This window comes from Streptomyces sp. NPDC055966 (assembly GCF_042269865.1).
Classification (GTDB): Bacteria; Actinomycetota; Actinomycetes; order Streptomycetales; family Streptomycetaceae; genus Streptomyces.
On the sequence record NZ_JBHJYK010000001.1, the window covers coordinates 780,321 to 804,976 of the forward strand.

23 protein-coding genes and 1 pseudogene are annotated in these 24,656 nt (G+C 66.9%); 18 read left to right on the forward strand and 6 right to left on the reverse strand.

The window, feature by feature from the left end; genetic code table 11:
• Positions 1-110 precede the first annotated feature (110 nt).
• Positions 111-440 (reverse strand): DUF6412 domain-containing protein, encoded by a 330-nt coding sequence (locus tag ACFC8N_RS03605; protein ID WP_356034219.1) that lies wholly within the window; start codon positions 438-440, stop codon positions 111-113.
• Between the two features lie 94 nt (positions 441-534).
• On the opposite strand from ACFC8N_RS03605, the gene ACFC8N_RS03610 reads away from it, so the two are divergent.
• A complete protein-coding gene (locus ACFC8N_RS03610) occupies positions 535-1,371 on the forward strand; it encodes a serine hydrolase domain-containing protein (RefSeq protein ID WP_376285995.1) in 837 nt (278 codons plus the stop codon).
• Positions 1,372-1,408: 37 nt separating this feature from the next.
• On the opposite strand, the gene ACFC8N_RS03615 is transcribed toward ACFC8N_RS03610, so the two are convergent.
• Complete coding sequence (locus tag ACFC8N_RS03615) at positions 1,409-1,936, reverse strand: helix-turn-helix domain-containing protein (RefSeq protein ID WP_356034214.1); 528 nt, start codon at positions 1,934-1,936, stop codon at positions 1,409-1,411.
• Between the two features lie 107 nt (positions 1,937-2,043).
• On the opposite strand from ACFC8N_RS03615, the gene ACFC8N_RS03620 reads away from it, so the two are divergent.
• Positions 2,044-3,453 (forward strand): MFS transporter, encoded by a 1,410-nt coding sequence (locus tag ACFC8N_RS03620; protein WP_376285998.1) that lies wholly within the window; start codon positions 2,044-2,046, stop codon positions 3,451-3,453.
• A 21-nt stretch (positions 3,454-3,474) separates the two neighbouring features.
• On the opposite strand, the gene ACFC8N_RS03625 is transcribed toward ACFC8N_RS03620, so the two are convergent.
• Complete coding sequence (locus ACFC8N_RS03625) at positions 3,475-4,269, reverse strand: class E sortase (protein WP_376286001.1); 795 nt, start codon at positions 4,267-4,269, stop codon at positions 3,475-3,477.
• A gap of 203 nt (positions 4,270-4,472) precedes the next feature.
• Here ACFC8N_RS03625 and ACFC8N_RS03630 point away from each other — a divergent pair, with 203 nt between their 5' ends.
• Complete coding sequence (locus tag ACFC8N_RS03630) at positions 4,473-5,948, forward strand: beta-1,6-galactanase (protein WP_376286004.1); 1,476 nt, start codon at positions 4,473-4,475, stop codon at positions 5,946-5,948.
• Here the strand turns inward: ACFC8N_RS03630 and ACFC8N_RS03635 are convergent.
• On the reverse strand, positions 5,938-6,669 hold the full coding sequence (locus ACFC8N_RS03635) for a TIGR03943 family putative permease subunit (RefSeq protein ID WP_356034203.1): 732 nt from the start codon (positions 6,667-6,669) through the stop codon (positions 5,938-5,940). The genes ACFC8N_RS03630 and ACFC8N_RS03635 overlap by 11 nt on opposite strands.
• 14 nt (positions 6,670-6,683) lie before the next feature.
• The gene (locus ACFC8N_RS03640; RefSeq protein WP_376286270.1) at positions 6,684-7,697 is read right to left on the reverse strand and encodes a permease; all 1,014 of its coding nucleotides are present in this window, start codon (positions 7,695-7,697) and stop codon (positions 6,684-6,686) included.
• Between the two features lie 138 nt (positions 7,698-7,835).
• Here ACFC8N_RS03640 and ACFC8N_RS03645 point away from each other — a divergent pair, with 138 nt between their 5' ends.
• The 8 genes from ACFC8N_RS03645 (at position 7,836) to ACFC8N_RS03680 (ending at position 19,494) form a co-directional block, all read left to right on the forward strand.
• Positions 7,836-8,855, forward strand: a complete 1,020-nt coding sequence (locus ACFC8N_RS03645) for a hypothetical protein (RefSeq protein WP_376286007.1) — start codon at positions 7,836-7,838, stop codon at positions 8,853-8,855.
• 419 nt (positions 8,856-9,274) lie between these two features.
• The gene (locus tag ACFC8N_RS03650) at positions 9,275-9,730 is read left to right on the forward strand and encodes a very short patch repair endonuclease (RefSeq protein WP_376286010.1); all 456 of its coding nucleotides are present in this window, start codon (positions 9,275-9,277) and stop codon (positions 9,728-9,730) included.
• Positions 9,731-9,844: 114 nt separating this feature from the next.
• Positions 9,845-12,400 (forward strand): Z1 domain-containing protein, encoded by a 2,556-nt coding sequence (locus tag ACFC8N_RS03655; protein WP_376286013.1) that lies wholly within the window; start codon positions 9,845-9,847, stop codon positions 12,398-12,400.
• A complete protein-coding gene (locus tag ACFC8N_RS03660) occupies positions 12,397-13,422 on the forward strand; it encodes a PD-(D/E)XK motif protein (protein WP_376286016.1) in 1,026 nt (341 codons plus the stop codon). The genes ACFC8N_RS03655 and ACFC8N_RS03660 overlap by 4 nt, the downstream gene beginning before the upstream one ends.
• Entirely contained in the window at positions 13,419-15,395 is a 1,977-nt protein-coding gene (locus ACFC8N_RS03665) for a hypothetical protein (RefSeq protein ID WP_376286019.1), read from the forward strand. The genes ACFC8N_RS03660 and ACFC8N_RS03665 overlap by 4 nt, the downstream gene beginning before the upstream one ends.
• The gene (locus ACFC8N_RS03670) at positions 15,392-16,288 is read left to right on the forward strand and encodes a hypothetical protein (RefSeq protein ID WP_376286022.1); all 897 of its coding nucleotides are present in this window, start codon (positions 15,392-15,394) and stop codon (positions 16,286-16,288) included. The genes ACFC8N_RS03665 and ACFC8N_RS03670 overlap by 4 nt, the downstream gene beginning before the upstream one ends.
• On the forward strand, positions 16,288-18,132 hold the full coding sequence (locus ACFC8N_RS03675; RefSeq protein WP_376286025.1) for a DUF6339 family protein: 1,845 nt from the start codon (positions 16,288-16,290) through the stop codon (positions 18,130-18,132). The genes ACFC8N_RS03670 and ACFC8N_RS03675 overlap by 1 nt, the downstream gene beginning before the upstream one ends.
• 9 nt (positions 18,133-18,141) lie before the next feature.
• Positions 18,142-19,494, forward strand: coding sequence for a DNA cytosine methyltransferase (locus ACFC8N_RS03680; protein ID WP_376286028.1), 1,353 nt, complete (start codon positions 18,142-18,144; stop codon positions 19,492-19,494).
• A 96-nt stretch (positions 19,495-19,590) separates the two neighbouring features.
• On the opposite strand, the gene ACFC8N_RS03685 is transcribed toward ACFC8N_RS03680, so the two are convergent.
• The gene (locus ACFC8N_RS03685) at positions 19,591-20,250 is read right to left on the reverse strand and encodes an ATP-binding protein (protein WP_376286031.1); all 660 of its coding nucleotides are present in this window, start codon (positions 20,248-20,250) and stop codon (positions 19,591-19,593) included.
• A 261-nt stretch (positions 20,251-20,511) separates the two neighbouring features.
• Between ACFC8N_RS03685 and ACFC8N_RS03690 the strand changes: the two genes are divergently transcribed.
• From ACFC8N_RS03690 to ACFC8N_RS03720, 7 genes and pseudogenes are all read left to right on the forward strand, one after another.
• Positions 20,512-21,363 (forward strand): helix-turn-helix domain-containing protein, encoded by an 852-nt coding sequence (locus ACFC8N_RS03690; protein ID WP_376286033.1) that lies wholly within the window; start codon positions 20,512-20,514, stop codon positions 21,361-21,363.
• An 8-nt stretch (positions 21,364-21,371) separates the two neighbouring features.
• The gene (locus tag ACFC8N_RS03695; RefSeq protein WP_376286035.1) at positions 21,372-21,566 is read left to right on the forward strand and encodes a hypothetical protein; all 195 of its coding nucleotides are present in this window, start codon (positions 21,372-21,374) and stop codon (positions 21,564-21,566) included.
• Positions 21,567-21,723: 157 nt separating this feature from the next.
• Positions 21,724-21,942: a hypothetical protein gene (locus ACFC8N_RS03700; protein ID WP_376286038.1), complete on the forward strand. Its 219-nt coding sequence runs from the start codon at positions 21,724-21,726 to the stop codon at positions 21,940-21,942.
• A complete protein-coding gene (locus tag ACFC8N_RS03705) occupies positions 21,926-22,444 on the forward strand; it encodes a DUF6879 family protein (RefSeq protein ID WP_376286041.1) in 519 nt (172 codons plus the stop codon). The genes ACFC8N_RS03700 and ACFC8N_RS03705 overlap by 17 nt, the downstream gene beginning before the upstream one ends.
• Positions 22,434-23,265, forward strand: a pseudogene (locus ACFC8N_RS03710) (helix-turn-helix domain-containing protein). Before ACFC8N_RS03705 ends, ACFC8N_RS03710 begins: the two are co-directional and overlap by 11 nt.
• Before the next feature lie 355 nt (positions 23,266-23,620).
• The gene (locus tag ACFC8N_RS03715) at positions 23,621-23,845 is read left to right on the forward strand and encodes a DUF397 domain-containing protein (RefSeq protein WP_376286044.1); all 225 of its coding nucleotides are present in this window, start codon (positions 23,621-23,623) and stop codon (positions 23,843-23,845) included.
• Positions 23,846-23,928: 83 nt separating this feature from the next.
• Positions 23,929-24,411 (forward strand): hypothetical protein, encoded by a 483-nt coding sequence (locus ACFC8N_RS03720; RefSeq protein ID WP_376286047.1) that lies wholly within the window; start codon positions 23,929-23,931, stop codon positions 24,409-24,411.
• Positions 24,412-24,656: the final 245 nt, after the last annotated feature.

Sequence of the window (24,656 nt, forward strand, 5' to 3'; positions counted from 1 at the left end):
CCTCCGGGGGTCTCGTCGTGCCGGATGTCCGGGCATGGCCGGAACGGAACAGAGCGGCATGACGACCCGCGCGGGGTCACGCGTACGGGAAGAGAATGGGGGTGCGTGCCCTACGCGGCGGTCGCCGGGAGGGCGCACCCGGGTGCCCTCGGCCGTCGCCGGCCGGGCGCGTCGGGATCACGCTGGGGCAGGAAGGCCGTACGCCGGGCCCGGTCCCGGATCGCCGTACGCACGCGCGTGGGCGGAACGGCCGGGGCGCTGCGCGCCGAGAGCAGGAGGCAGACGGAGAACGCGGAACCGGCGGCGGCGGTCGCGGCCAGCGCCACGGTCGCGGAGAGGTTGCCGGTGTCGAGCAGCAGGACCGGCAGCAGCACGAGCAGCAGCAGGGCGACCGTACGCGAGGAACGCAGCGAACGCGACGACACGAACCCGCGCCTCATCCGGCCCTCCCCGTAAGCAACTTCCGACACGTTTCCGCCCTTTATACCTGAGAGGGCAGTCGTACCCGAAGCCCGCACCCGACAGGAGCTCCCCGTGCCACGCATCCCGACCTGCGTCCTGACGAGCGACGAGCCTGCCGCGCGGGTCTCCGGCGGCCATGCGGTGGACCGGTTCGTCGAGATCGGCTCCTTCACCAAGGTGCTCACCGGCACCGCCCTGATGCGCATGGCCGCCGCGGGCCTGCTCGACCCGGACGACCCCGTCGAGCGCCACCTCCCCGCCACGCCCGGCACGGGCATCACGCTGCGGAATCTGGCCACCCACACCTCCGGCCTGCCCCGCCTCCCGCCCGACCCCATCGGGATCCTCCAACTCGCCGACCCCTACGCCGCCTTCGACCAGTCCGCGCTCACCCGGGCGCTCGCCCGGCTCGACAAGGTCGCGGTCCGGCCGCCGGGGCAGCGGGAGTACTCCAACTTCGGGTACGCGGTGCTGGGCGCCACGCTGGTCGCGGCGGCCGGCGCGCCGTACGAGGAGCTGCTCGCCGAGCACGTCCTGCGCCCGCTGGACGTCGACGAGGTCGGCGTGCGTCCGGACGCGGACCGGCGGCTGCTCGCCCCGGGGCTGTTCGGCCGGGCCCGCCGGCCCTGGACGATGGACGGGGCGATCCTCCCGGCGGGCGGGCTGTGGGCCACGCCGCGCGCGGTGGCCGATCTGCTGTTCCGGCTGGCGGTCGAGCGCCGGCTGGGCGATCCCGCCCCCTCGTGGCAGAGGTCCGGGGCCCTGCTGTGGCACAACGGCGCGACCCGGCACGCCTCGCTCTTCGCCGGGGCGACGGACGACGGCCGCTGGGTGGTCGTCCACCGGCTGAACGGCGACTCGGACGACACCGACCGCACCGCCGTCGACCTGGTCCGCCGGATCGCCTAGGACCGCTCAGGACTGCCGGGCACCGCGCCGGGAGCGCCTAGGCCGAGTCGGTCTCCAGCGGCTCCAGCAGCCGCTTCGGCTTGAGCAGCACCCGGCTCACCGGGTCGGCCGGGTCCGGGTCGAGGCCCGGTCCGGGCCACATGACCACGTCCCCCACCGGTACGACGCCCCCGCACGCGGGGCACTCTCCGTACGCCCCGAGTTCGGTGCCGCAGTCCGCGTGCCGGAAGGAGCGCAGCCGGCCGTCGGTGTAGTGCTCGCGACCCCACAGGCCGAGGGCGCGCAGGGTGGGCCACAGTTCGGCGCCGCGGTCGGTGAGGACGTACTCGTCGCGCGGCGGCGACTGCTGGTACCGGCGCTTTTCGAGGATGCCCTCGGCGGTCAGCGTCTGGAGCCGCGCGGCCAGGACGGCGCGCGGGATGCCGAGGTGGACGAGGAAGTCGTTGTAGCGCCGCACGCCGTACAGCGCGTCCCGGACGACGAGCAGCGTCCAGCGCTCACCGACGATCTCGAGCGCGCGAGCGATCGAGCACTGCTGTGTCGCGTAGTCCTTGCCCAGTGCCATGCCGTCCACTGTAGCCACTTTCCGACGAATAGGTTCAATGAATGAACTGACCGTGTTACGGTGGCCGGGTCAGGTCAGTTCAATGACTGAACCATAAGGAACACGCCATGACCGGGCTCGACTCCGCCGCCGCCACCGCCAGCACCCCCGCCGACACCGCGACCGCCGCATCCGCCCGGGACGCCCCCGGCGCCCGCCCCCGGGCCACCCTCGCCCTGACCAGCGCGGCCACCGCCGTGGCGCTGATGACGTACACGGCCCCGATGGTCACGCTCCCGGACACGGCGCGCGCCCTGCACACCGCCCTGTCCGGCCAGGCCTGGCTGCTGAACGGCACCCCGCTCGGCCTCGCCGCGCTCCTGCTGGTGGCCGGCAGCCTCGCCGACGACTACGGCCGGCGCCGGCTCTTCCTCAGCGGCACCCTGGCCCTCGGCCTCACCACCGTCCTCGGCGCCTTCGCCACGTCCACCTGGCAGTTCACCCTCGCCCGCATCGCCCAGGGCGCGGCCAGCGCCGCACTCCTCGCGAGCAGCCTCGGCCTGATCGTCGCGGCCTACCCCTCCCCGCGCGGCCGGCTGCACGCGACCGCCGTCTGGGGCGCCTTCGTCAGCGGCGGCATCGCGACCGGCCCGCTGATCGCGGGCGCGCTGCCCGACTGGCGCGTGGCGTACGGCGTCCTCGGCGCCGCCGCCCTCGTGGCCGCCGCGCTCGGCACCCGCGCCCTGGCCGAGTCCCGCGCCCCGCGCGGCGGCCGCCCCGACATCCCGGGGGCCCTGACCTTCGGCCTCGCCCTGGTGTCCCTGCTCGCCGCACTGACCCTCGGCCGGGACGGCTGGCTGCGCGCACCCGTCGGCCTGCTCCTCGCGGCCGCCGTGGTCCTGATGGCGCTCTTCGTCGCGGTCGAACGCCGGGTCGCGACCCCGATGATCGACCTCGGTCTGCTGCGCCACGCCCCCTTCCTCGCCTCGGCCGGCGGCGGCCTGTTCACCGGCCTCGCGGTGATCGCGCCGTTCAGCTTCCTGCCCGCCCTGATCCAGCAGACGCTGCGGCTGTCCCCCATGGACACGGCCTGGCTGCTCCTGCTCTGGTCCGGGCTGAGCTTCACGGTCGCCCTCCAGGTCAAGCGCCTGGCCGGCCGCGTCACCCCGCGCGTCCAGCTCGCCGCCGGCTTCGCCCTGCACGCCGTCGGCGTCCTGGCCATGCTCGGCGCCGTCGGCTCCGGCTCCTGGGTCCGGCTGCTGCCCGGCCTGGTCATCGGCGGCGTGGGCAGCGGCCTGCTCAACGGCGGTCTGCCGCTGCTGGCCGTCGAGTCGGTCCCGCGCGAGCGGGCCGCGATGGGCTCCGGCGCCCAGCAGACCTTCCGCTACATCGGCTCCAGCGCCGGCGTCGCCCTGACCATCGCCCTCGCCACCTCCTCCGGCAGCCTCGCCCACGGCGCGGACATCGCCCTGCTGGTGTCGGCCGGACTGGCGGTGCTGGGCGTGGTGAGCGTGCTGGCGCCGCGGGAGCGGTCCTGAACCGGCGGCGGCCCGGCACGCTCACCTCGGCCGCACGGAGACCAGCTTCCCCCACACCGCCATCCGGTAGCGGGAGGTGAACTCGGGGGTGCAGGTGGTCAGGGTGATGTAGTAGCCGGGGCTGTCGTAGCCGTAGGACGGCCGGTCGAGGGAGCGCGGGACCGGCCGGATCACCCCCGAGTCCGTCGCCGAGGTCTGCGGCAGCACCTGGTCGACGTCGTAGGTGTACGTCGCCGTCCGCGTCTCCACCTCGACGTCGTCCCCGCGCCGCAGCCGGGGCAGATAACGGAAGGGCTCGCCGTGCGTGTTGCGGTGCCCGGCGAGCGCGAAGTTCCCGGCCTGGCCCGGCTGCCCGGTGCCGCGGTAGTGGCCGACGTACCCCTTGTCGAGGACGTCGGCCTTGCTCACGCCCTCGGCGACGGGGACGCGCAGCCCGAGCCGGGGGATGTCGAGGACGGCGTACGCCTGGGAGCGCCGGGGCGGGGCGGCGGCGGGGACGGGGACGGACGACGACCGCGGCGCGGGGGCCCGCCCCGTCGTACCGGAAGGGCCGGGCGACGCGGGACCGGGACTCGAACCCGGGTCGGCGCCGCGGCCGTTGCCGCTCCCCCACTCCCGCTCCAGCGCCTGCACCTGCCGCTCGGCGCCGCGCCGCGCCTCCCGGTTGGTCCACCACAGCTGGTGCACGACCAGCAGCGCCAGCAGCACCCCGACCGTGACGAGCGCCTCGCCCCCGCCCCACAGCATCCGCCGGCGCCGGGCACGCCGGCGCCGGTCGCCGTGCCCTACGACCCGCACCCCAGACGCCGCGAGCATCCGCACCCACCTCCACGATGGCCGCCCGCACGATAGGCGCGGCGGGCCCAACTGGCCATAGCCGCAGGGGGTTCGGGATGCCGAACAGGCTTCCTCAATGGGTTTGAGAAAGTACTGTCAGAACTCTCGACAGCCCCACCCGTCACCCCCGATGCTTCCTGCTGCCGGAGGCCGCAACGGGGAACTGGAGAGGCGGAGAAGCCATGATCCGACGCAGAACACTGTTGGCCGCAGCGGGCGGCGGCGCCCTGGGCAGCGCCCTGGCGACGGGCACCGCGCGCGCGGACGCGACGATCCCGGTCGACCCGTCCGCCGCCTACGGCACCTGGGAGGGCTGGGGCACGTCCCTCGCCTGGTGGGCGAACGTCTTCGGCACGCGGGACGACTTCGCGGACATCTTCTTCACGACCGGGTCGACGACGTACAACGGCACGTCGCTGCCCGGCCTCGGCCTGAACATCGCCCGCTACAACCTGGGCGCGTGCAGCTGGAACAGCGTCGGCGGCGAGTCGATGGTCGCCTCCGCCGACATCCCCAAGTTCAAGCAGATCGAGGGCTATTGGCAGGACTGGACGAGCGAGGACCCGACGTCGTCCTCCTTCAAGTGGACCGCGGACGCCACCCAGCGCGCGATGCTGGTAAAGGCGGCCGGGCGCGGCGCGACCACCGAGCTGTTCGCCAACTCCCCGATGTGGTGGATGTGCCTGAACCACAACCCCTCGGGCGCCTCCGGCGGCGGCAACAACCTCCAGTCCTGGAACTACCGCCAGCACGCCTCCCACCTGGCCGCCGTCGCCCTCTACGCGAAGCAGAACTGGGGCGTGACCTTCTCGACGGTCGAGGCCTTCAACGAGCCCTCGTCCTCCTGGTGGACCGCGACCGGCACCCAGGAGGGCTGCCACATGGACGCGACCGTCCAGGCGGCCGTACTGCCGTACGTACGCAGCGAGTTGGACAAACGCGGCCTCACGTCGACGAAGATCTCGGCATCGGACGAGAACACCTACGACCTGGCCCGCACCACCTGGGACTCCTTCTCCGCCACGACCAAGGGCTACGTGGACCGGGTCAACGTCCACGGCTACCAGGGCTCGGGCGGCCGCCGCGACCTCCTCTACTCGGACGTGGTGACGACGTCCGGCAAGGCCCTGTGGAACTCGGAGTACGGCGACGGCGACTCGACGGGCCTGACCCTGGCGAGCAACCTCCTCTACGACTTCCGCTGGCTGCACCCCACGGCCTGGGTCTACTGGCAGGTGATGGACCCCAGCTCGGGCTGGGCGACGATCGTCTACGACGCCGCCACCCTCCAGCCCGGTGCGGTGCAGACGAAGTACTACACGCTGGCCCAGTTCACCCGGCACATCCGCCCCGGCATGACGATCCTCGACACGGGCGTGAGCTACGCGGTCGCGGCCCTGGACAGGTCCGCGAAACGCCTGGTGATCGTCGCCGCGAACACATCCGCCTCCGCCCAGACCCTCACCTTCGACCTCTCGTCCTTCTCCTCGGTGACCGGCGGCTCGGGCGGACTGGTCCCCCGCTGGAACACGGTGACGACGGGCGGCTCGGACCTCTACACGGCCCACTCGGACACGTACCTGTCCGGCAAGTCCGTAGCCGTCCCCTTCGCCGCGAAGTCGGTCCAGACGCTCCAGGTGGACGGGGTCAGCGTGTGACGGCCGAGGGCAGCGGAAGGGCGTCCTGGTAGCCGTTGACCGGCCGGGGCACCTTCTTCACCGTGAGCGCGTCCAGCGCGACCGGCGCGGACCTGGTGCCCAGCCGCCCGCCCGGGTGCCAGGTCCCGGTGACCGACACCCAGGCGCCGGCGGGCGGCACGTCACCGCCGTAGATCCGCACCTTCACCGACTGGGCGTCCGCGGCACAGCAGTTGATGATGATCCGCGTCAGATCCCAGCTGCCTCCCCCGTGGGGCGTGACGATCCCGGTCATGAGGATGGTCCGCCCCTTGATGTCCCGCGCCGGGTCCTGCTGCACCCGGCCGGTGAAGTCGGACAGGGTCATCGGCACCGGCGAGCCGGCCGGCAGCGGAGCGAACGTCTGCCGCTCGGCGACGGGCTTGGCCGGCTGCCGGGAGGCGGTGTACGCGCCGAGGGCGGGCGGGGCGTAGAAGAGCAGACTGAGCGCGGGCAGGAGCAGCAGCCAGGCGACGCGGGGCAGGCCGGAGTGATCGTGCCCGTGACGGACTTCTTCGTCCTCTTGCCGGCGATCGAGCAGGGCACCGGCGACGCCCAGCAGCACGAGGACGACACCGGAGGCGATGAGCAGCGGCCGCATGCCCTCCTTGACGTACCGCAGGCAGAGGTCGGTGAAGAGGGAGATGTGCAGCAGCCCGAGCCCGCAGAGCGCGAGCAGCCCCGCCCGCAGCCACCTCTTCACGGCAGTACTCCCCTTCACAGCAGTGCTCCCCCGATCAGCGCGCTGCACGCGACGGCGACGACGACGGTGGCGGCCGAGAACCGTACGGCGAAGGCCCGCCCGAAGGTCCCCGCCTGGAGCGCGATGAGCTTCAGGTCCACCATCGGCCCGACGACCATGAACGCGAGCCGCGCCACCGCCGGAAAGGCGGTGAGGGAGGCCGCGAGAAAGGCATCGGCCTCGGAACACACGGCGAGCAGCACCGCCAGCCCCGCCAGGAACAGCACGGACAGCCAGGGCGACCCGGCGAAGGTGTCCAGCACGGAGCGCGGCACGGCGACGTTGAACGTGGCCGCCGCCATCGCCCCGAGCACGAGAAAGCCCCCGGCGTGCAGGAAGTCGTGCTGGAACCCGCGCCGGAACTCGTCCCACCGGCTGCGCCCGTCCCGATGCCCGGCATGCTGATGCCGCACGACGGGCCGCAGCCACTCCGCCTTCCCGAACCGCAGCCACAGCCAGCCCATGACGACGGCGGCGGCGAGCGAGGCGAGCAGCCGGGCCAGCACCATGGCGGGCTGCCCGGGAAACGCGATCGCCGTCGCCGTCAGCACGACAGGATTGATGGCGGGCGCGGACAGCAGGAACGCGAACGCCGCGGCCGGCGGAACCCCCCGCCCGATGAGACTGCCTGCGACGGGCACCGAGGCGCACTCGCACCCCGGCAGCACCACCCCCGCGACCCCGGCCACGGGCACGGCGAGCGCGGCCCGCCGGGGCAGGATGCGCTGGAAGACCCGCTCCGGCACAAAGGCGTTGATCGCCCCGGACAGTGCGGTCCCGAGCAGCAGAAAGGGCGTGGCCTGCACGGTCACGGCCAGGCAGACGGTCCGCCAGGCCTGCACCGCCGGCGCGTCCCCCCACCGCCCGACGACGAACAGCAGGACACCGGGCACGACGGCCGCCGCGACGAGCAACAGGGGCCAGTACGGCGGCAACGCCGCCCCCTGCCGACCTCCGTCGGCGTCCGCCTCGGCCTCTACCAGCCCCACCCCACCGGCGCTCTTCACGCAACCCCCACTGGATGCCCACACCCGAGCTCCCACGAAGATAGACGAAGGCCCGCGGCCCCTCCCCCGCGCCCCCTCCACGCCTCACTTTTGTCACCGCGCGGCAGTACGGTGTCCCCCATGCGCCCCGACACGCCTGCCTCGCCTGCCGAGAACGTCGACCACACCGCGGAAGCGGCACGCCTGGAGCGGACCGCCGGCCTGTACCCCGAGGACGCCGAGGCCCTCCTCCTGCGCGCCGCGGCCCACCTGGAACTGTCCGGCGACCGCCCCGCCGCGACCACGCTCTACGACCGCCTGCTGGCGACCACCGCCGACCTGGACAACCCTCCCCTGATCCGGGCCCTGAAGGCCTCGAACCTCTGGGAGTACGGCCACGAGGCCGAGGCAAGGGCGATCATCGAGGGCCTCCGCCTCGCCGCCCCGCGCGACCCGGCCCCCTGGCTGATCGCGGCGGAGTCCCTGGAGTCCCACGACGAACTGGAGGCGGCGGCCGAAACCCTCACGGAGGCCGCCCGCTCGCTCCTGCCGGAGGGCACGGAACCCCCTGCCCCCACCCACCCCCTCCTCTACGCCCGCCACCGCGTCCGCCGCATGCTGGGCCTCCCCCACGACGACTGGGACACCCTGGCGGACACCCTCCACTCGGCTCCCGTCTCGCTGGACGAACTCCACGACCCGAAAAGGGTCTGGTCCCTCGGCTCGGACAACCCCGCCGAACTGGCCGCCGAAATCTCCCGCCTCCAAGCCGAACTGGGCGCCTACCGCGAGGCCCTCTCCCGCCCCTTCCCGGTGGCGGTCCTGCACTGGCCGGCCCCGGAACTGACGGAACTGGTCTCGGCGTACCCGACCCTCTCCTCGGAGTACCCCTCCCACCCGGAACACCTGTCGACCATAGAGTCCTCGCTCCGCGAACTGTCCTCCTCGGGCACGGCGAACCTGGGCATCGTGACGGGCACGGTCCCTTCTTATGAGGCCTTCGCAGCCTCGGAGGGCTCCTCCCCGGACGACGTGACGCTGCTGCCGCAGTACGCGACGACGCTGGCGGCGAGGGGGCGGGCGGAGGCTTGGCCACCGGAGAGGGGGGCCGAGTGCTGGTGCGGCTCCGCGGAGGGCTACGGCGCCTGCCACGGGGCGTAGGACCGTAACGACACCGCGGCCCACAACTCCGCAGGCCACAGGATCACCCGCCACGCCACCGGACCGCCCAGCGTGGTTGCCCAATCAAGGCGACTGAGCCGCCACCCACCTCCCCACCCGCTCCCCCGGGCCGCCCGCTCGCTTCTCCCCCGTGCCGGAGCGGCCCGGGGTCAAGGGTGGCTCGAAGAGCCATCGGCGCCAGCCGACGCGAGAGCGCAGCGCAGCGGAGCGGAAGCGCCCTTGAGGCCGGGCCGCGGAAGCACAACAATGCCGAGAAGCGGGCGGTCCCAGCTCGCCCACGTATCTCCGGTTTCCAAGACTCTCCGCTTTCGCGGACAGAGGCCACGCTGCTCCGGTCACGCCGGCAGAATGCTGCTGTGCCACATGCAGTGCCTTCCTCCGCCGCTGTCTCCGCTCGCATGAGCCGACAGGCATCGCGCGATACGGCGCCCGAAGTAGCGGTCCGCCGACTCCTTCACGCCTCAGGGCTGCGTTACCGAGTAAACCGGCCGGTACCGGACATGCCTCGACGGACGATCGACATCGTCTTCACCAAAGCCAAGGTTGCGATCTTCCTGGACGGCTGCTTCTGGCACGGCTGCCCCGAACACGCCACGCACCCGAAGGCCAACGCTGCGTGGTGGCGCGCCAAGCTCGACAAGAACATGGCGCGCGACCTCGAGACGACGGAGCACCTGCGAGCCGCAGGGTGGACCGTGTTGCGCTTCTGGGAGCACGAATCTCCCGAGGACGTGGCACGCCGAATCGCCCGGTCGGTGACATCGGGGCAGCCGCTCCGTGAAGGTCAAACCGGCTCCGAGTCAGGCATCAATCAGGACAAGGGCCTTGGTGGGGGGAACCGTCCACCTGAATAATGTGCAGACCTTGTGAAGGTAACGCTGGGCACCTTCCGAACCCCGGGGCTTCCTGGGCGCGCGGGGCAGTCAACCCAGAAACATGACGAGTGGGAGCGGGGGCGGTCGGGTCCTATGACCGACGAGTTCGACGGTATGTATGACACGTTCAAGGCACTTCTGGACGCCTTTCCACCAGCCGAAGCGGTCAAGCGACTGGAGATGCTGGGGGTCAAGCCAGAGATCGTCCAAGAGATCCGCGAGCGCCACGAACAGCAGACCATACGCATCAAAGAACTCGAAGAGCCTCACGCCGTCGTCCTCGGCAACCGCGACACGTGGTACACGGGACCGCAGGACAAGGACAAGTGCTGGCCTGCGATTGTTGACCTACTACGCAAGGACGGCTGGACCGACGAGCCCGCCATCCGCAATCTCGACGACTCCTCGACGCGCGTGGTCTCCCTCCTGAACCATCCGAAGGAGAAGTCGTTCTCCACGCGCGGCCTGGTCGTGGGCTACGTACAGTCCGGCAAGACAACCAACTTCACCTCGGTCATGGCCAAGGCGGCCGACCGCGGCTACAAGCTCTTCATTGTCCTGGCAGGCATCCACAATGGTCTCCGACGCCAGACCCAAGCACGGCTGGTCCAACAGCTCGTCGAACCCAACCCATCTCTGTGGTCCCAACTGACTGGCCTCGACAGGGACTTCACTCCTCAGGAGAATCCGGCTTCTTACTTCGGCAAGAGCAACAAGACACACGTGCTGTGCGTGGTCAAGAAGAACGCGACGGTGCTCCGCAAGCTGGCTCTGTGGCTGGACAAAGCCTCGGACTACCTGCAGGACTGCCCGGCGCTGATCATTGACGACGAGGCCGACCAGGCCACGGTTGCGACCAAGTCCATCAACCCGCTGATCCTCAGCATCATGAGCAGTCTGCCGCGGTCCGCCTACGTGGGCTACACGGCATCTCCCTTCGCCAACTTGCTCATTGATCCGAGCGCGCAGGACCTCTATCCCCGCGACTTCGTTGTAAATCTCCCGAAGCCGGATGGGCACTTCGGAACGGAGGTCCTGTTCGGTCGCTACGCGCTCGACGGCGAGGACGCCGAGCAGGTCGACGACGGACACGACATGATCCGTTCGGTCCCGGACGACGATGTGACGTGCGTGCGCCCGGAGACGAAGGCAGACGTCGAAGGATTCGAGCCCGTCATCACCGATACGCTCCGCAGAGCCGTCGAGTACTTCTGGCTGACCACAGCGGCTCGCCGTGTCCGCCGTAGGGGAAACCCGCACAGCACAATGTTGATTCACACCAGCGTCAACACGTCTGTGCACAACAGCTTCAAGCGACCGCTGGAACATCTGTTGAAGCGTGCTGCGGACTCCCTTGCCGACTCGAACTTCCTCTCTCGGCTCCGTAACCTGTGGGAAGAGGAGACCGCGCGCGTCCCGGCGGAGGAGTTCGGCGAGCAGAAGGTCCCCTTCGAGGACTTGGCACCTGAGCTGCCTGGCGTGTTTCGAAGTTGCCGCGTCATCATGGACAACTCCAGCAGCGAGGATCGTCTGGACTACGAAAACGGACCCGTCGTGGCTATTGCGGTAGGGGGCAACACTCTTTCCCGTGGGCTTACCCTCGAAGGTTTGTCGGTCAGCTACTTCGTCCGCGCAGTCTCCGCTTACGACACGCTGTTGCAGATGGGGCGCTGGTTCGGCTTCCGAAATGGCTACGCAGACCTCCCTCGGATCTGGATGACCGACGAACTGGCCGAGTGGTTCCGACACCTCGCCACCGTCGAGACAGAAATGCGCCGAGACATCGACGTATACATGACCGAGGACGAGACACCCCTCACCTTCGCCGTACGCCTGCGTACGCACCCGGCGCTCCGCGTCACAGCGGCAGCCAAGATGCGCGACGCCGTCACCGCAGCTTCCTCGTACGGTGGCAAGCGAGTTCAGACCCACTACTTCCGCACGGACGCGGAATGGCTCCGGGGAAACATCGCCGCATCACGCAACCTGGTGGCTGCAGCCCGCGCGCATGCGGTTCGAATCGAGACTCGGTCGTCGGAAGGGCGGTACGTCTTCCGTAACGTGCCCCACGACGTGGTGACAGATTTCCTGGCCGATTACAAGTTCCACGACAAGTCGCCCGAGAACGACGCCGACCTGATCATCGGCTACATCCAGAAGCGGGTCAAAGCAGCCGACTCGCTCCGCCGGTGGAACGTGGCGATCGTCGGCAATCCCGCAGGTGAGCCATTCGACTTTGCTGCGGACATCGGCGTGGGGCTCAACAGCCGAGCCCGTCTCGCCGTCAGCAACCCCGATCCGTACTTCGCCGACATCAAGACCCTCATGAGCCGCCGCGACGCTGCTGTGGACCTCGACAGCGACACGGCGAAACTGACCGAGAAGGGCATCATGGACAGGCGCCGTGTGCTCCTTCCGGACACTGGGCTGTTGGTTCTCTATCCGATTGACAAGACCTCCGCGCCTGGTCCTACCAAGAAGCTTCGCGCCCCGCTCAATGCGGAAGAGCACGTCATCGGCGTGGGCCTCGTCTTCCCCGAACCTGGCCATGGGGACAGCACCGTAGAGAAGTACATTTCCGCCAATCTGTCGGGATTGCGCATCGAGGACGAGGACTACAGCCTCCTTGTCGAAGGTGAAGACGCGTGAACGACGAGGCCTTCCGAAAGTTGATCGAAGAGCATTGGGTTGCACTGGAGAGCGAGCAGACCACTGGTGAACACCGTCTGCGCGTGTCCCAACTGCCCGTGATGACGGCCCAGGGGTCGCTGGTTGCCGGCATCGACCACGAGGGCTGTCGCCACGTGCTGATGCCGGTGCACACGCACCGAAGGATCAGGACCAATCCCGACGGTCCCGTGCTCCAGCTGCGCAAGCGTCCGTTGGAAGACGACGAGAGCTATCAGACGTATGCCGACCTCGCCTGTCTGCGTAAAGATCTCAACGACCTGTTCACGAACCTGTGCATCGATGTGTTGAGTGCAGTTGCCGTGCGTCCCGAGAACCCGGTCAAGGCTCTCTATGGAGTACTCGACCGCTGGAAGGCGCTCTTCCAACCACAGAGTGCTCCGCTGGGGCCTGAGCAGATCGCCGGCTTGTTCGGCGAGCTGGTGGTGCTGAACCGGCTCCTTGGACGCGACTCCAGTGCCCACAGGATCTGGCGAGGTCCTGAAGGGCATCCTCACGACTTCGCGGCCGGGAAGGCGGCCGTGGAGGTCAAGACAAGTAGCGCGAATGGACCTCGCAGGCCCCGCATACACGGACTCGACCAGCTCGACGGTCCCGCGGGAGGGGCGCTTCACCTGGTTTGGTTCCGCTTGGAAGCGGTTGACACAAGTGATTCCGGAGTCGGGTTCTTGGAGTTGCTGGATCAGGCGCTTCATTCATGCGACGACGAGAGCGCCTTCCTCGAAATGATGGCCGCGGTCGGCTATCGCCCCGTCGACGCCGAAAAATACCGAAATGTTCGCTTCGTGATCGCGGAGGAGAGGTGGTACAGGGTTGGGCCCGACTTCCCACGGCTGACAACACAGACACTCCTCAGCGCAGGCGTTCAGATACCGGTTCTGGATGTCGAATACACAATCGATCTGTCCCATGACGCTCCGGCCCCCGTGAGCACCGACGAAGCCGTCCAAATACTCGATCAGCTGATCCAGGAGTCCATGTGACGGGTCCTCAGTGGTTCTCTCAGCCCTATCCTCCGGAAGGCGCGAGCGCCGCCGAGGGCATCCGAAACCAGTTGGGACGCCCAGAACTCGACCTACTCACCATCCTCGTTCGCGAGTCCGCTCAGAACAGCTGGGATGCCCGCCTCCCTCAGTCCAATGTTCCGGTCGACTACCGCATCGACATGTGGACCGTCGGCCCCGCGCACACCAGCGTATGGAGGGAACTGCTGCTTGCCGGCGCCCCCGGAAGCGACAATTTTCCGCTCCGGGAAACGCTCAAGCGTGGCTCGATCCGGGTGCTTGCAGTATCCGATCGGGGCACCCGCGGGCTCGGAGGGCCGACCCGTGCTGACGATGCCGTAGGCCCTGAACGAGACTTCGTCTCCTTCATCCGCAACATCGGAGAGCCCCGCGACACCCCTCTTGGCGGCGGCACCTACGGGTTCGGCAAGGGCATCTTCTACCTGCTGTCCAAGGCCGGATCGGTACTTGTCCATTCCCGGTGCCGCACCCCGCAGGGAGAGTACGAGACCCGCCTCATCGGGTGCACCCTGTGGAAGAGCTACGTGACACTTGAGCGTCAGGGGCAACGTCGCTACACAGGAAGGCACTGGTGGGGTGACAGTTCCGGTAGCGTCGTCGAACCACTTGTCGGTGAGGCGGCCGAGACCGTCGCGCAGCGCCTTGGCCTCAAGGCCTTCGGGGCGCATGAGACCGGTACGACCGTTGTCGTCATCGATCCCAATCTTGACGAACTCGAGGGTCCGGACGCAGCAGCCGGCTACTTGAGTGACACCATCGCCTGGCACCTCTGGCCCAAGATGATCGGCACCGCCGACGCGCCGCCCGCCATGCGTTTCTCAGTCACACGTGACGGTATTCCTCATCCCGTGCCCGATCCCCGGACCACCCGCCCGCTGAACCTGTTCGTCGCAGCGTACGAAGAGATGGCAGGTCCGAAAGGCACTGATCTCGAATGCTTCAAGCCGAAACGCCATTTGGGACGGCTTGGGCTCGTGAAACGCATCATGCCGCCGCTCAACGCCACACGCGCGTCACGCATGCTGGACATCGAAGACCTGATCCATCATGTCTGCCTGATGCGTCCCGCTGAACTCGTGGTCACCTACCACGCCGGGCCAAAGCCTCCGAGCGCCAATCAGGGATATGCCGGCGTCTTCCGTGCCGACGAGGCGATGGACGACGTCTACGCCAAGGCGGAGCCACCCACCCACGACGCCTGGAACCCACACTCTCTCGACAGGCCGGAAAGCACATTTGTCCAGACGACCTTCCGACGCATCAATGAAGCTCTGGAAGGCCTTCTGTCTCTCGGTGGCGTGACACGTCCCGGAACGAGCAACGTGGCTCTTGGCGCAGCCAGTTCGATGTTCTCCGGACTGGTGGGCGGTGCCTGGGGTATCGGTGGAGCCACGGCCTACTCCAAGCCCGGCAGTACCGCGACGCGTAGCACCGTGTCGGACGCCGAAGAGACGGGGCGTCGACTATCGGCCAGGCCCACGAGTACGCCTACAGCGCTCGACCCGGCAATGACCCCCGGCGTCGGGGCACATCACACGGACGAGCAATCGCTCTCAGGAGGCTCCGCATTCGCCAAGGGCGGCTCGACCATCCGCCGACCGCGGGTGCTGTACGTAGGCGAGCCGTACTACGACGACCGCGGGAACAACTCGGTACTCATTCAAGAGTTCCGACTCCCCGTGTCGGGGCCGCAGCGCGTACACATCGACCTTGCGGTCACCCTTCCCGGGAGCGGCGGACGCGAGACCGATCCTCCCATCGGAGCCAGCATGCCTGAACTGGTCGGTTGGGAGGACGAAAGTGGTCGCTTGTACACCTCCGATCCACATGTGCTCGATGGCGGCGACACTGTCTGGCGCGCCGTCGTCCGGCCTGCGCCAGACACAATGACTGAGATCGGTATCAAGGTCGAGACGGTGAGGCGCCCATGACTCGACGTGTCCTTCCCTACCGCACCCCGTCGCAGGACGTGGTCACTGCCGAGCAATGGCGACTCGTGGTCGAGGACGGCGAGGTGGCTCTGCCGGAGGCATTGCCGGACTGGGACTATCACATGGATCTGCACGTGCGGAGAAGAGTCCGCATTGACGTGGACCGGGCTCGCCGGCAGAGCGGTCTCCCAGAAGATGCTTCTCTCCTGGTCTCCGCCGTGTGGACCGCCACCGGCTCAAATTTGAGTGGCCCGGCTCAGCATTCGCGTCTGACGGGAGACGGTACCGTCTCCACGGAGTTCGACGTGCTGCTGCGTGGGACCGACCTCGGCGGATTGCTACTTCTGGACACCGCCCTCGTGCTGGCCGAGCGGCGAAGCGATGCTCGCTCTTCGGCACCACGGCGCGCTGGTTCCGTGCTGTGGAGCGATCGAGCAGAACTGCGGCTTCAGGGTGATGCTCCTCAATTTCCCATGGCCGTCATCGACTTCGCCCTCACGTCTTTTCCGGACGACGCAGCATGGCACCTGCAGATCACTGGTGGCTTGGAGCACGCCACGATGGGGGCTCTGCTCCTCCTGGTCAATGAGCGAAACACGGTCACCGCCACAGCATTCCAAAATGCGGCCAAGCCTCGCCCCGTTGACAGGATCGTTCTGTCCGCCGTCTATGCAGATGCCGCCAGGACCATGATCGAACACGCTCTCGCCAATGACGAATTTGCCGAGGATGCCGACTTCCCTGATGGTTCACTCGGTGCCACGCTGCTGAGTCTGTTCGACCAGCTCTTCCCAGGGCAGTTGATCACCGACGTACGCCTGCGCCAACGTCAGTCGCCTGCTTTGTTCGCGTCAGACCTGCAAGCGGCTGTAAGAATCTTCGAGGTGTCGTGATGAGCTTTCTGTATCCTCGTCTCCTCGCCGCGCAGGCGAGACCCCTCTTCGACGAATACAAGCAGCTCGATGTCGGTGAATTGTCCCGCCATGTGGCAGTCACACATGATTCGGCCGTCTACGTGGCCACAGGCGGAGACCGCATCACTGCTGCTCAACTCCGCGACCTACGGGAAGGCGTTCTCGACCTGGCGAAGCAGGCGGGCTTCCCTGATGACTCCGACCGAACACGCAACGCGGAGTTCGATCTACAGTTGGCAGCGCTGCTCCACGGCGAGATGGGCATGGTGCCCGCTGAAGCCGCGTCCAGGGATGTCTGGGCCTTCCTGGCCCTGGTGTTGCTCCCGGACGTGGCCTTCTGGCGCTACCCGCAGCCGCCCAGGGACCGTGTACTTGGCACCGACCTCACGCGACACGTGTTCGGCCGCCTCTGGTGGCGTGCCCAGCTCGTGCGCTCGCCCGACGATCCGGAACCCTACACTGCCCTCAAGATCCTCGGTGAGGCCGCCTTCGATCAGATCTATGCCCGACGCGCCGCACTCGGCGGAAGCCCTCACCTCGTCCGCGCGATCCTGCGTGTTTGGAAGGACTTGGATCTCAGGGGTCTGAACGAACGCGACACGCTTCGTGACTTCCTCAAGCGCCTGCTTCGGCTCGCACCGTTCGTACTGTTTGACGGCATCGAGGAGAGGGCACTTGACGAGGAGTTGGGCGCTGTTGCCCAAGAATCTTTGGAAGCGCAACGCCTCAACTCTTCAACGACCGTGGACGGGCGCGGGGAGCATCTGCAGAATTCCGTGCCGCGCAATCGCCACGAGGCTTCCGGTTCGGCGGCTTCGATACAGGACGAACAGCCGATCTGCGAATCGTCCCCAACGGCTCAAGCCGACACCGGACGGTTCAGGTCCTTGGAGATCTGCGCCGGCGCAGGCGCACAGGCGCTTGGACTCGAACGTGCCGGGTTTGACCCGGTAATGCTCATAGAGTCCAAGGCCGACGCCTGTTTCTCCATTGGGCTGAACCGCCCCGATTGGGACATCGTCTGCATGGATGTCCTCCAGTTCCTTCCCAGCATGCGTCCCGATGTCATGGGAGTCGATCTCGTCAGCGGCGGATTGCCACGTGTGAAGTCGTTGGCAACCATTGGCCGGACCGAGGACACCGAAGAACGTTGGGTGCTGCGCGCAGCCATTTCCCTGGCATGTGAGATCAAGCCGAAGGCCGTGCTCTTCGAGAACGTTCCCGATCTCGTAGCAGATCCCGCATTCGAAACCGACCGGGCCTGGATCGAGAACGAACTACTCAACGCCGGCCTACGTTCAAGTTGGATGGTGCTCAATGCCGCCGACTTCAGCGTCCCACAGAACCGCAAGAGCGGCTTTCTAATAGCCCTCCAAGACCCTTACTTCGCTCGCTTCGCCTGGCCCACACCGAATGGCGCCCCGGCGCCGACCGTGGGCCAAGTTCTCGGTCTGTCCATGTCTGCCCGCAACTGGCCGGGAGCAGGACAGTGGATCGAGAAGGCAGATCGCATCGCCCCCGCGCTCGTCGGAGGCTCCGACCGACGCGGTGGCGCGGACCTCGGTCCCACCGGCAGCAAGAAGGCATGGGCTGCCCTGGGTGTGAACGGCAACAGCCTCGGCGACGAGCCGCCCGGACCCGACTTCCCAGTCGGGGATGAGCCCAAGCTCACAATCGAACAGGCAGCGATGATTCAATCGTTCCCTTCCGACTGGAAGCTCCACGGTGGCAAGACGTCCCGGTATCGTCAGGTGGGGCACGCGATGCCTCCACCCCTCGCAACCGCCGTCGGACTCGCCATCGCGGCTGCACTCCGAGGCTAAGATCGCCCCATGGTTACGCCCCGCCCCGTTGCCCTCGATCCGATCACAGTCGTTGACCTGTTCAGCGGCTGCGGCGGCTTTACTCAGGGATTCCACGAGTTTCAGCCTGCCGGAGGACATTGGGACGGGCCCGCCTTCCACAGCATCGCGGCCGTCGAACACAACGTTGCCGCGGCTGCCACCTACGCCGTGAACTTCGGGGCCCTGCGGCGCGACGAGCGGATCCCGGCCGCTCGCGTCCACGTGGGCGACATCGAAGCGTGGCAGCCGACGCCGGAAGACCTCCACGCCGACGTTGTCGTCGGCGGCCCCCCATGTCAAGGCTTTTCCGCGTTGAACCGCAGCAAAAAGGGCAGCGAGCGCAATCGACTTTGGGAGGAGTACGTCAGAATCGTTGCCGAAATTCGCCCGAAGGTGTTCGTAATCGAGAACGTCGATCGCTTTCTGAAGTCGGACGAATTTCGCAACCTCCTCAATGAAGTCGAAGCCGGCGGCAAACTTGCCGAGTATCGGCTGGTGGATCCGCCAGGCTATGCACCCTCCGACACCGACGAAGAGAAGATCAAGAAATACCTTCTCAACTCGGCCGATTACGGTGCAACTCAGGCACGTCGTCGTGCCATTGTCATCGGCGTCCGTCGCGACCTCTCGAACGGCCGGACGTTGTCCTACCCTGCGAGGACACACCGCCGTCGCCCCAAGCGGCTGCCCGCCACCGCCGCCCAGCCGCTCGACGGGTTGGAGGCAGGAACGCCCTACTGGCAGGCAGTGGACGAAATCTTCACCGAATCAGCAGCACTCCATCTGCGGGGGACTGAACTTCCAGACGGCAAGGAGTTCATCCCTGAGGTGAATTCTGTACAGTCAGGCATCTTCAGCACTGCCGACCTACACTTCGGCCGAAATCCCGAGCCGCTCTCCAGAGCCCGTTACCTCGCCATCCCCCCGGGTGGCAACAGGAAAGATCTGCGGAACAAGTGGTACACGGTCGATAAGCGCAACGAGGTCCACGTATTTGACACACCCAATCCCCCAGGTGTGAGGACACCCGTCAAGTACCTTTCAACCGAGAGCTGGGACAATCACAACACGGGTACTGGCGACGTCATGGGACGGCTCCGCTATGGGGAACCTTCGGTGACGATTCGCACAGAGTTCTTCAAGCCGGAAAAGGGTCGTTATCTGCATCCGGAATTGTCTCGCCCGATCACGCACTACGAGGCTGCCAGGATTCAGGGATTCCCGCTCGACTTCCGCTGGTGTGGCTCGAAGATCGAGATTGCCACACAAATCGGAAATGCAGTCCCCATCCCTCTCGGCAAGGCGATTGCCGCGTCGATATACGCTTATCTACGTGGGTGACCCCCGTCCACGATAGCCCGGAAAATCGCCACTGATTCGACCCCGGGCTGTCGCTGGAACAGTCGGCACGATGGGGCAAGCCAGCCGAAAGAGCTGTCACCAAGTGGTGAGCTGCCCCGACTCTGCCTCGAACTGCTCTTGGGCCCGGTCGAGTGCCTCGTCTGCATCGTGACCATGCGCCCGAAGCCAGTGAAGGAGGTCAGCAATGGCCTCGACCGCAGCCCGCTCGGCGATAGCGGTAGTCAGCATGTTCGACGTGCCCGGACGTGCAGACGGCCGCACATCGTAGAAGTCGAGCATTCTTGCGGCCTTCGAGACATGCGTGTTCTGGCTGTGGCCGTGCGGCGCACTCAGGTTGGTCGAGAGTTCGACCCAAGTGGCCTTGCCTTCCGGTAGGAGCTGGACGCCCCAGCGCTCGGAGCTGGCAGCAACAAGTGCCATGCCGCGCCCTGCCTCCGCGTCATCGGTCGCTCTGATCAAGGTGGGTAAACCGTGTGTGCCGGGGTCGCGCACCTCGATGCGCAGGCTCGTACCGCACATCGACACGGCAAGCGTCGTCGGCGTTCCCGGTCCCACGTGATTGATTACGTTGGAGACCAGCTCACTGACGCAGAGTTGAGCCGCCTCGGTGAGCTCTGACAGGCCCCACAGACGCAAGTGGAGCCTCAGCAGCCGGCGAAGTGCAGCCACTTCCTCCGGCACAGCGAGAAACGGCAACTCCCAGGGTCGTCTTGGCGTGCATGCAGTGCAGTCCATCTCCCAACTCCTTCTTTGGCCTGTTGTCTCTGCCGCTCGGCAAGCAGTGGCTTGTCTCCCTGGCGCACGCCCATCCCTCCCAGGGCAGGAGAAACCGGGCAGGCTTGCGCGATGCACTTCCGCTCACGAGGCGCGAGTGGCGCAGTACTCAACGTAGAGATGGCGAGGTAAATTTGCCACACATATCGGCAAATTAGCTCGTTCGTGGCCTCTGCCGCGCAGACACGGCAGACTGCGCGAGAGCGCACAGGAAGGAACGGCATGCCCCCGAAGCCAGCCCCCACCCAGCGACAGAAGCGTCTCGGTCACGAGCTGCGCAGGATGCGAGTAGCGGCCGGCATGTCCGCGGAGGAGGCCGCGAAGCTCCTGGGCGTCGACCGGGGGAAGATCTCCTACATGGAGTCCGGGGTCCGGAACATCAGCGAGGAGCGTCTGCGCACACTGACCCGTCGCTGCGGGTGTACCGACGAGAAGTACGTGAGTGCCTTGGTCGACATGGCCTTGGCGGGCGCGCAGAGTTGGTGGGATCAGTACCGCGGTGCACTGCCTCAAGGCCTGCTCGACATCGCGGAGTTGGAAGCACGTGCTGTCCGCATGCGTGCGTCGTGCACGGTGCACATCCCCGGCCTCCTCCAGACGACGGACTATGCACTCGCAGTCTTCCGCGCGGTCCTGCCCCAATTGCCGGAACACGAGGTGACCATGCGGGCCGCGCATCGCAACCGGCGCCAAGACGTGCTCGCCACCAATGCGGCCCCTCCGTTCACCGGCATCGTTCACGAAGCGGCGCTCCGGATGCAGTTCGGAGGTCGCCGGGTTGCCCGCGAGCAGCTCGAATACCTTCTCTCCCAGTCCGAGAAGGACGGCGTGAGCGTCTTGGTCGTTCCGTTCGCCCATGGCGGGTTCCCCGGCGCCGGCCAGACCGTTCTGTACGCAGAGGGAGCGACGGAGCAGCTGGACACCGTCCAGATCGACAACTCGCACGGCCCGGACTTCCTCTACGGGGAAGACGAGTTGGCCAAGTACCGTTCCCACTTGGACCGGATGGAGGACCTGGCGCTGTCCCCCGACGACTCAAGGGACTTCATCCATGCCATCGCACAGGGGCTCTAGGAGGAGTCATGCCCGAGATCCAGTGGGAAGACCCGTTCTGCGGGGAGGGGAACTCCTGCTTCCGGATAGGTGTCGACGGAGCCGGCAACGCGTACATAGCGGTGCACGGGCAGGAGGACCGTTTCATCATGGACGGTCGAGAGGCTCTCAGCACCATGATTCGAGACATCAAGGCCGGCAAGGCCGACCATCTGCTCCAGTGAGGCTGCCTTCGGGCGGCCAGTTGTTCAACGGTCGACCGGAAAGATCAACTACCCCACTACAGGAATATCTCCGTGACGTCATAGACGCCCTCCGTCCGCCGGCCCTAGCGTCACCCCTACGGCAGGGAACGTCCTTGCCTGACACTCAGGGGGCTCAATGGCACGTGAAGAGCTGACTCGACTGACCGGCAATGGAAATGGGAACGGGAACGGAGAGTGCGGGGGCGACGACTGCCCCAACGTGTACCGAACCGCGTCGGGGTCGTTCGTGGTCCAGGGAGACTTGTCGAACGCCTTCGACGCACCGGCGGGCGAAGCGCTGGTGGAGATCCCGGAGGCAGTTCTGAAGGAGGCCGTTCGTGCTCTTGGCTGGTGAGGACTGGCGGAAGGCGTTCGACGCCATGCAAACAGAGGCGTGGCGACTCGAAACTCTGCCTGTCTATCGCGTGCCGCAGGAGGAAGAGGCTGTCCGCCGATTCCTGGCCGGGGAGCCGGTGACCCGTGAGGCGACCCAGCCATGGTTCGATCGGGTCAAGGCATACAGGGACAGTGGCCGCGCGGTCGGGCGAGTGCACATCATCGCTCGGCCTCTCTCGGACTACCTTCGCTTCGAGTTCGAGTATTACCGCCACAACGTCGAAGCCGGCGAGGACATCCGCATCCTTGACGTGACCGATCGTCCCAACCCTCTTGAGCAGGTCCAGGACTTCTGGATGTTCGACCGCTCCCGGATCGTGTTCATGAACTATGAGTCGGACGGGACTCAGATCGACCGGCAAGTGTACGAAGGCAACCCAGAGCCATACCTGGAGTATCAGCGCATCGCTCTCGCGGAATCGGTGCCCTTCAAGGAGTACGTGAAGGGCATTGACGCTTGATCCTGAGCAGCTGGGGCAGTCGAAAGCCGACCTGGCCGAGACGCTGAGAACGCTGCGCAAGCGAGCCGGACTGTCCCAGGTCCGGCTCGCCGGGCGTTGCAACGTGTCGCAGTCAAAGATCAGCAAGATCGAGACTGCTGAGATCACGCCGAGCTTGATCGACGTTGAACTCATTCTGCGAGCCCTCGACGCCCCTGAGCAACTGGTTGCCGAGATAACGTCGCTGGCGCGACTGGCCAACACCGAGTGGCAACCCATCAGATCGTCCTGGCGGCGCGGCCTTGAGAAGCGTCAGGCAGAGTTGGCGGTCCTGGAGGCCGACGCCAGGGAGATTCGTTACTTCCTGCCTGCAATGATCACCGGCTTGTTGGCCACTCCCGAATACATCCGAGCAAGCCTCGAATACTCACCGGGAGACACCAGCAAGACGGTGGCACGGAAGCTGGAGCGGCAGTCGGTGCTCTACGACGCCACAAAGCGCTTCACCTTCCTGATCACGGAGCAGGCTGCGCGATGGGCCGTGATGCCCCCCTCCCGCCATGGCAGTACAGATCGACCACCTGGCCTCACTTTCCCATCTGCCCAACATACGGATTGGCCTCATACCCATTGGCACGACCATAAGTCGTGGCCCCATGAACACTTTTACGGTCTACGACGACAGGCTTGCTACTGTCGAAACATTCACCGGGCGATCCGTATTCCGCGACCCTCGCGACATTAACGAGCATCTGGAAGTGTTCAAGCAGTACGAGCAGAAGGCCCAGTTCGGGGAAGCAGCCCGAACCCTGCTTCAGGAATGGGCAAGCCTGTACCGTTGATCTTTAGTAGACAACGGGCATATGACTCCCCTTCGCGCTCCCTTCGGTGGATCATGTGTGGGACATGAAACCGGGGAGGAACGATGCTTGATGCCCGCAAGCCTCACGGATACGGGCTGACCGAACTTCTGCCCGATCCGGGGGTGACATCTGGATGCAAAAAATGCCTCGGGTTTTTTGATCAGCGCGAGAGCGCCCGCTCCAGACACGATTACAGTGCCGTCTCCGATGCGAATGTGGAATTACGTCGACACAAGGCGGAGGCGCATCCGGGTTCCCCATCCCATGAACTCCCGCCCACCGGGGCGGCGGCGGTCACCCCTGGCCGCGATCAGTTGAGCAGGAAGGTGCAGTAATGCTGAACGGAACCAAGCTGTACGGGCTCGACATCAGTGGGGCCTCCTTCGTGAAGGCCTGTGGTGGTCCCTGCACCGAGGGGTGCGTCACCCTCGCCCGGATCGGCGAGGACGCCTGGGCGCTGGGCGACAGTAAGCGGCCGGACGCGGAGCCGCTGCGGTTCACGACGGAGGAGCTGGCCGTGGCCGGCATCGATCCGGTGAGGTTCGGGCTGTCTGCCTGATGCGTCGCGGCCGGTCCCGGCTCCACGCGGAGTCGGGACCGGTCCCCCCCATGGTCCTCGGTGTCCGACGACAGGAACGACAGGTGCATCACCACGGCTATCTCTGGGTGGGGGCGAAAGAGCGTTTTGATCAGGAAGCCCTACGGCGGCCGCCCTATCCCGAGCCGCCACCGGCCGGGGGTAAGCCGGAGCTGATCCAGCGCTATCGGGAGGTCGCGGCGGAGTTCCCGGTCGTGGACCTTCCTCCGTTGGAGACGGCGTACTGGCTCGTCAAGCCGCGGTCGTTGGTTCGCGGCACGTGGGACGAGCCGAATGAAGCGGCTGCCTGGGTCGGCGCGTGCGTAGCCGAGTACGCGCCTCGGTTTGCCTCCGAATGGGAGCGGGACTTCATCGATCTCCCCCTGTTGGTCAACTCCGCTACTGAGAGAGTCAGTTCAGGTAGCGATGTGTCGTTCGGGTTCTACCTTGAGCATCCCTCGTACCTGTCCGTCGCAGTGGTGACGTGTTCTCCGAACCACACGCAGCCCGAACTGGCCTGTCCCGTTGGGCAAAGAGGGCTCGTGTGACCAGCCGTCGGCGGTGAGCTTGCCCCGTAGGCCGCCCGCTTCTTTGGAAGTGTCGTGCTTCCGCGAGCCGCGTCAAGGGCGCTTCCGCTCCGCTGCGCTGCGCTCTAGCGTCGCCTGCGGCGATGGTGCTTCGGGCCACCGTTGACCCGGCTCGCTCCAGCACGGGGGAGAAGCGAGCGGGCGGCCGGGGAAACGGGGGGAGAGACAAGGTGGGGCGGCCCTGCCGTTGGCCGGAAGGCCGGCGG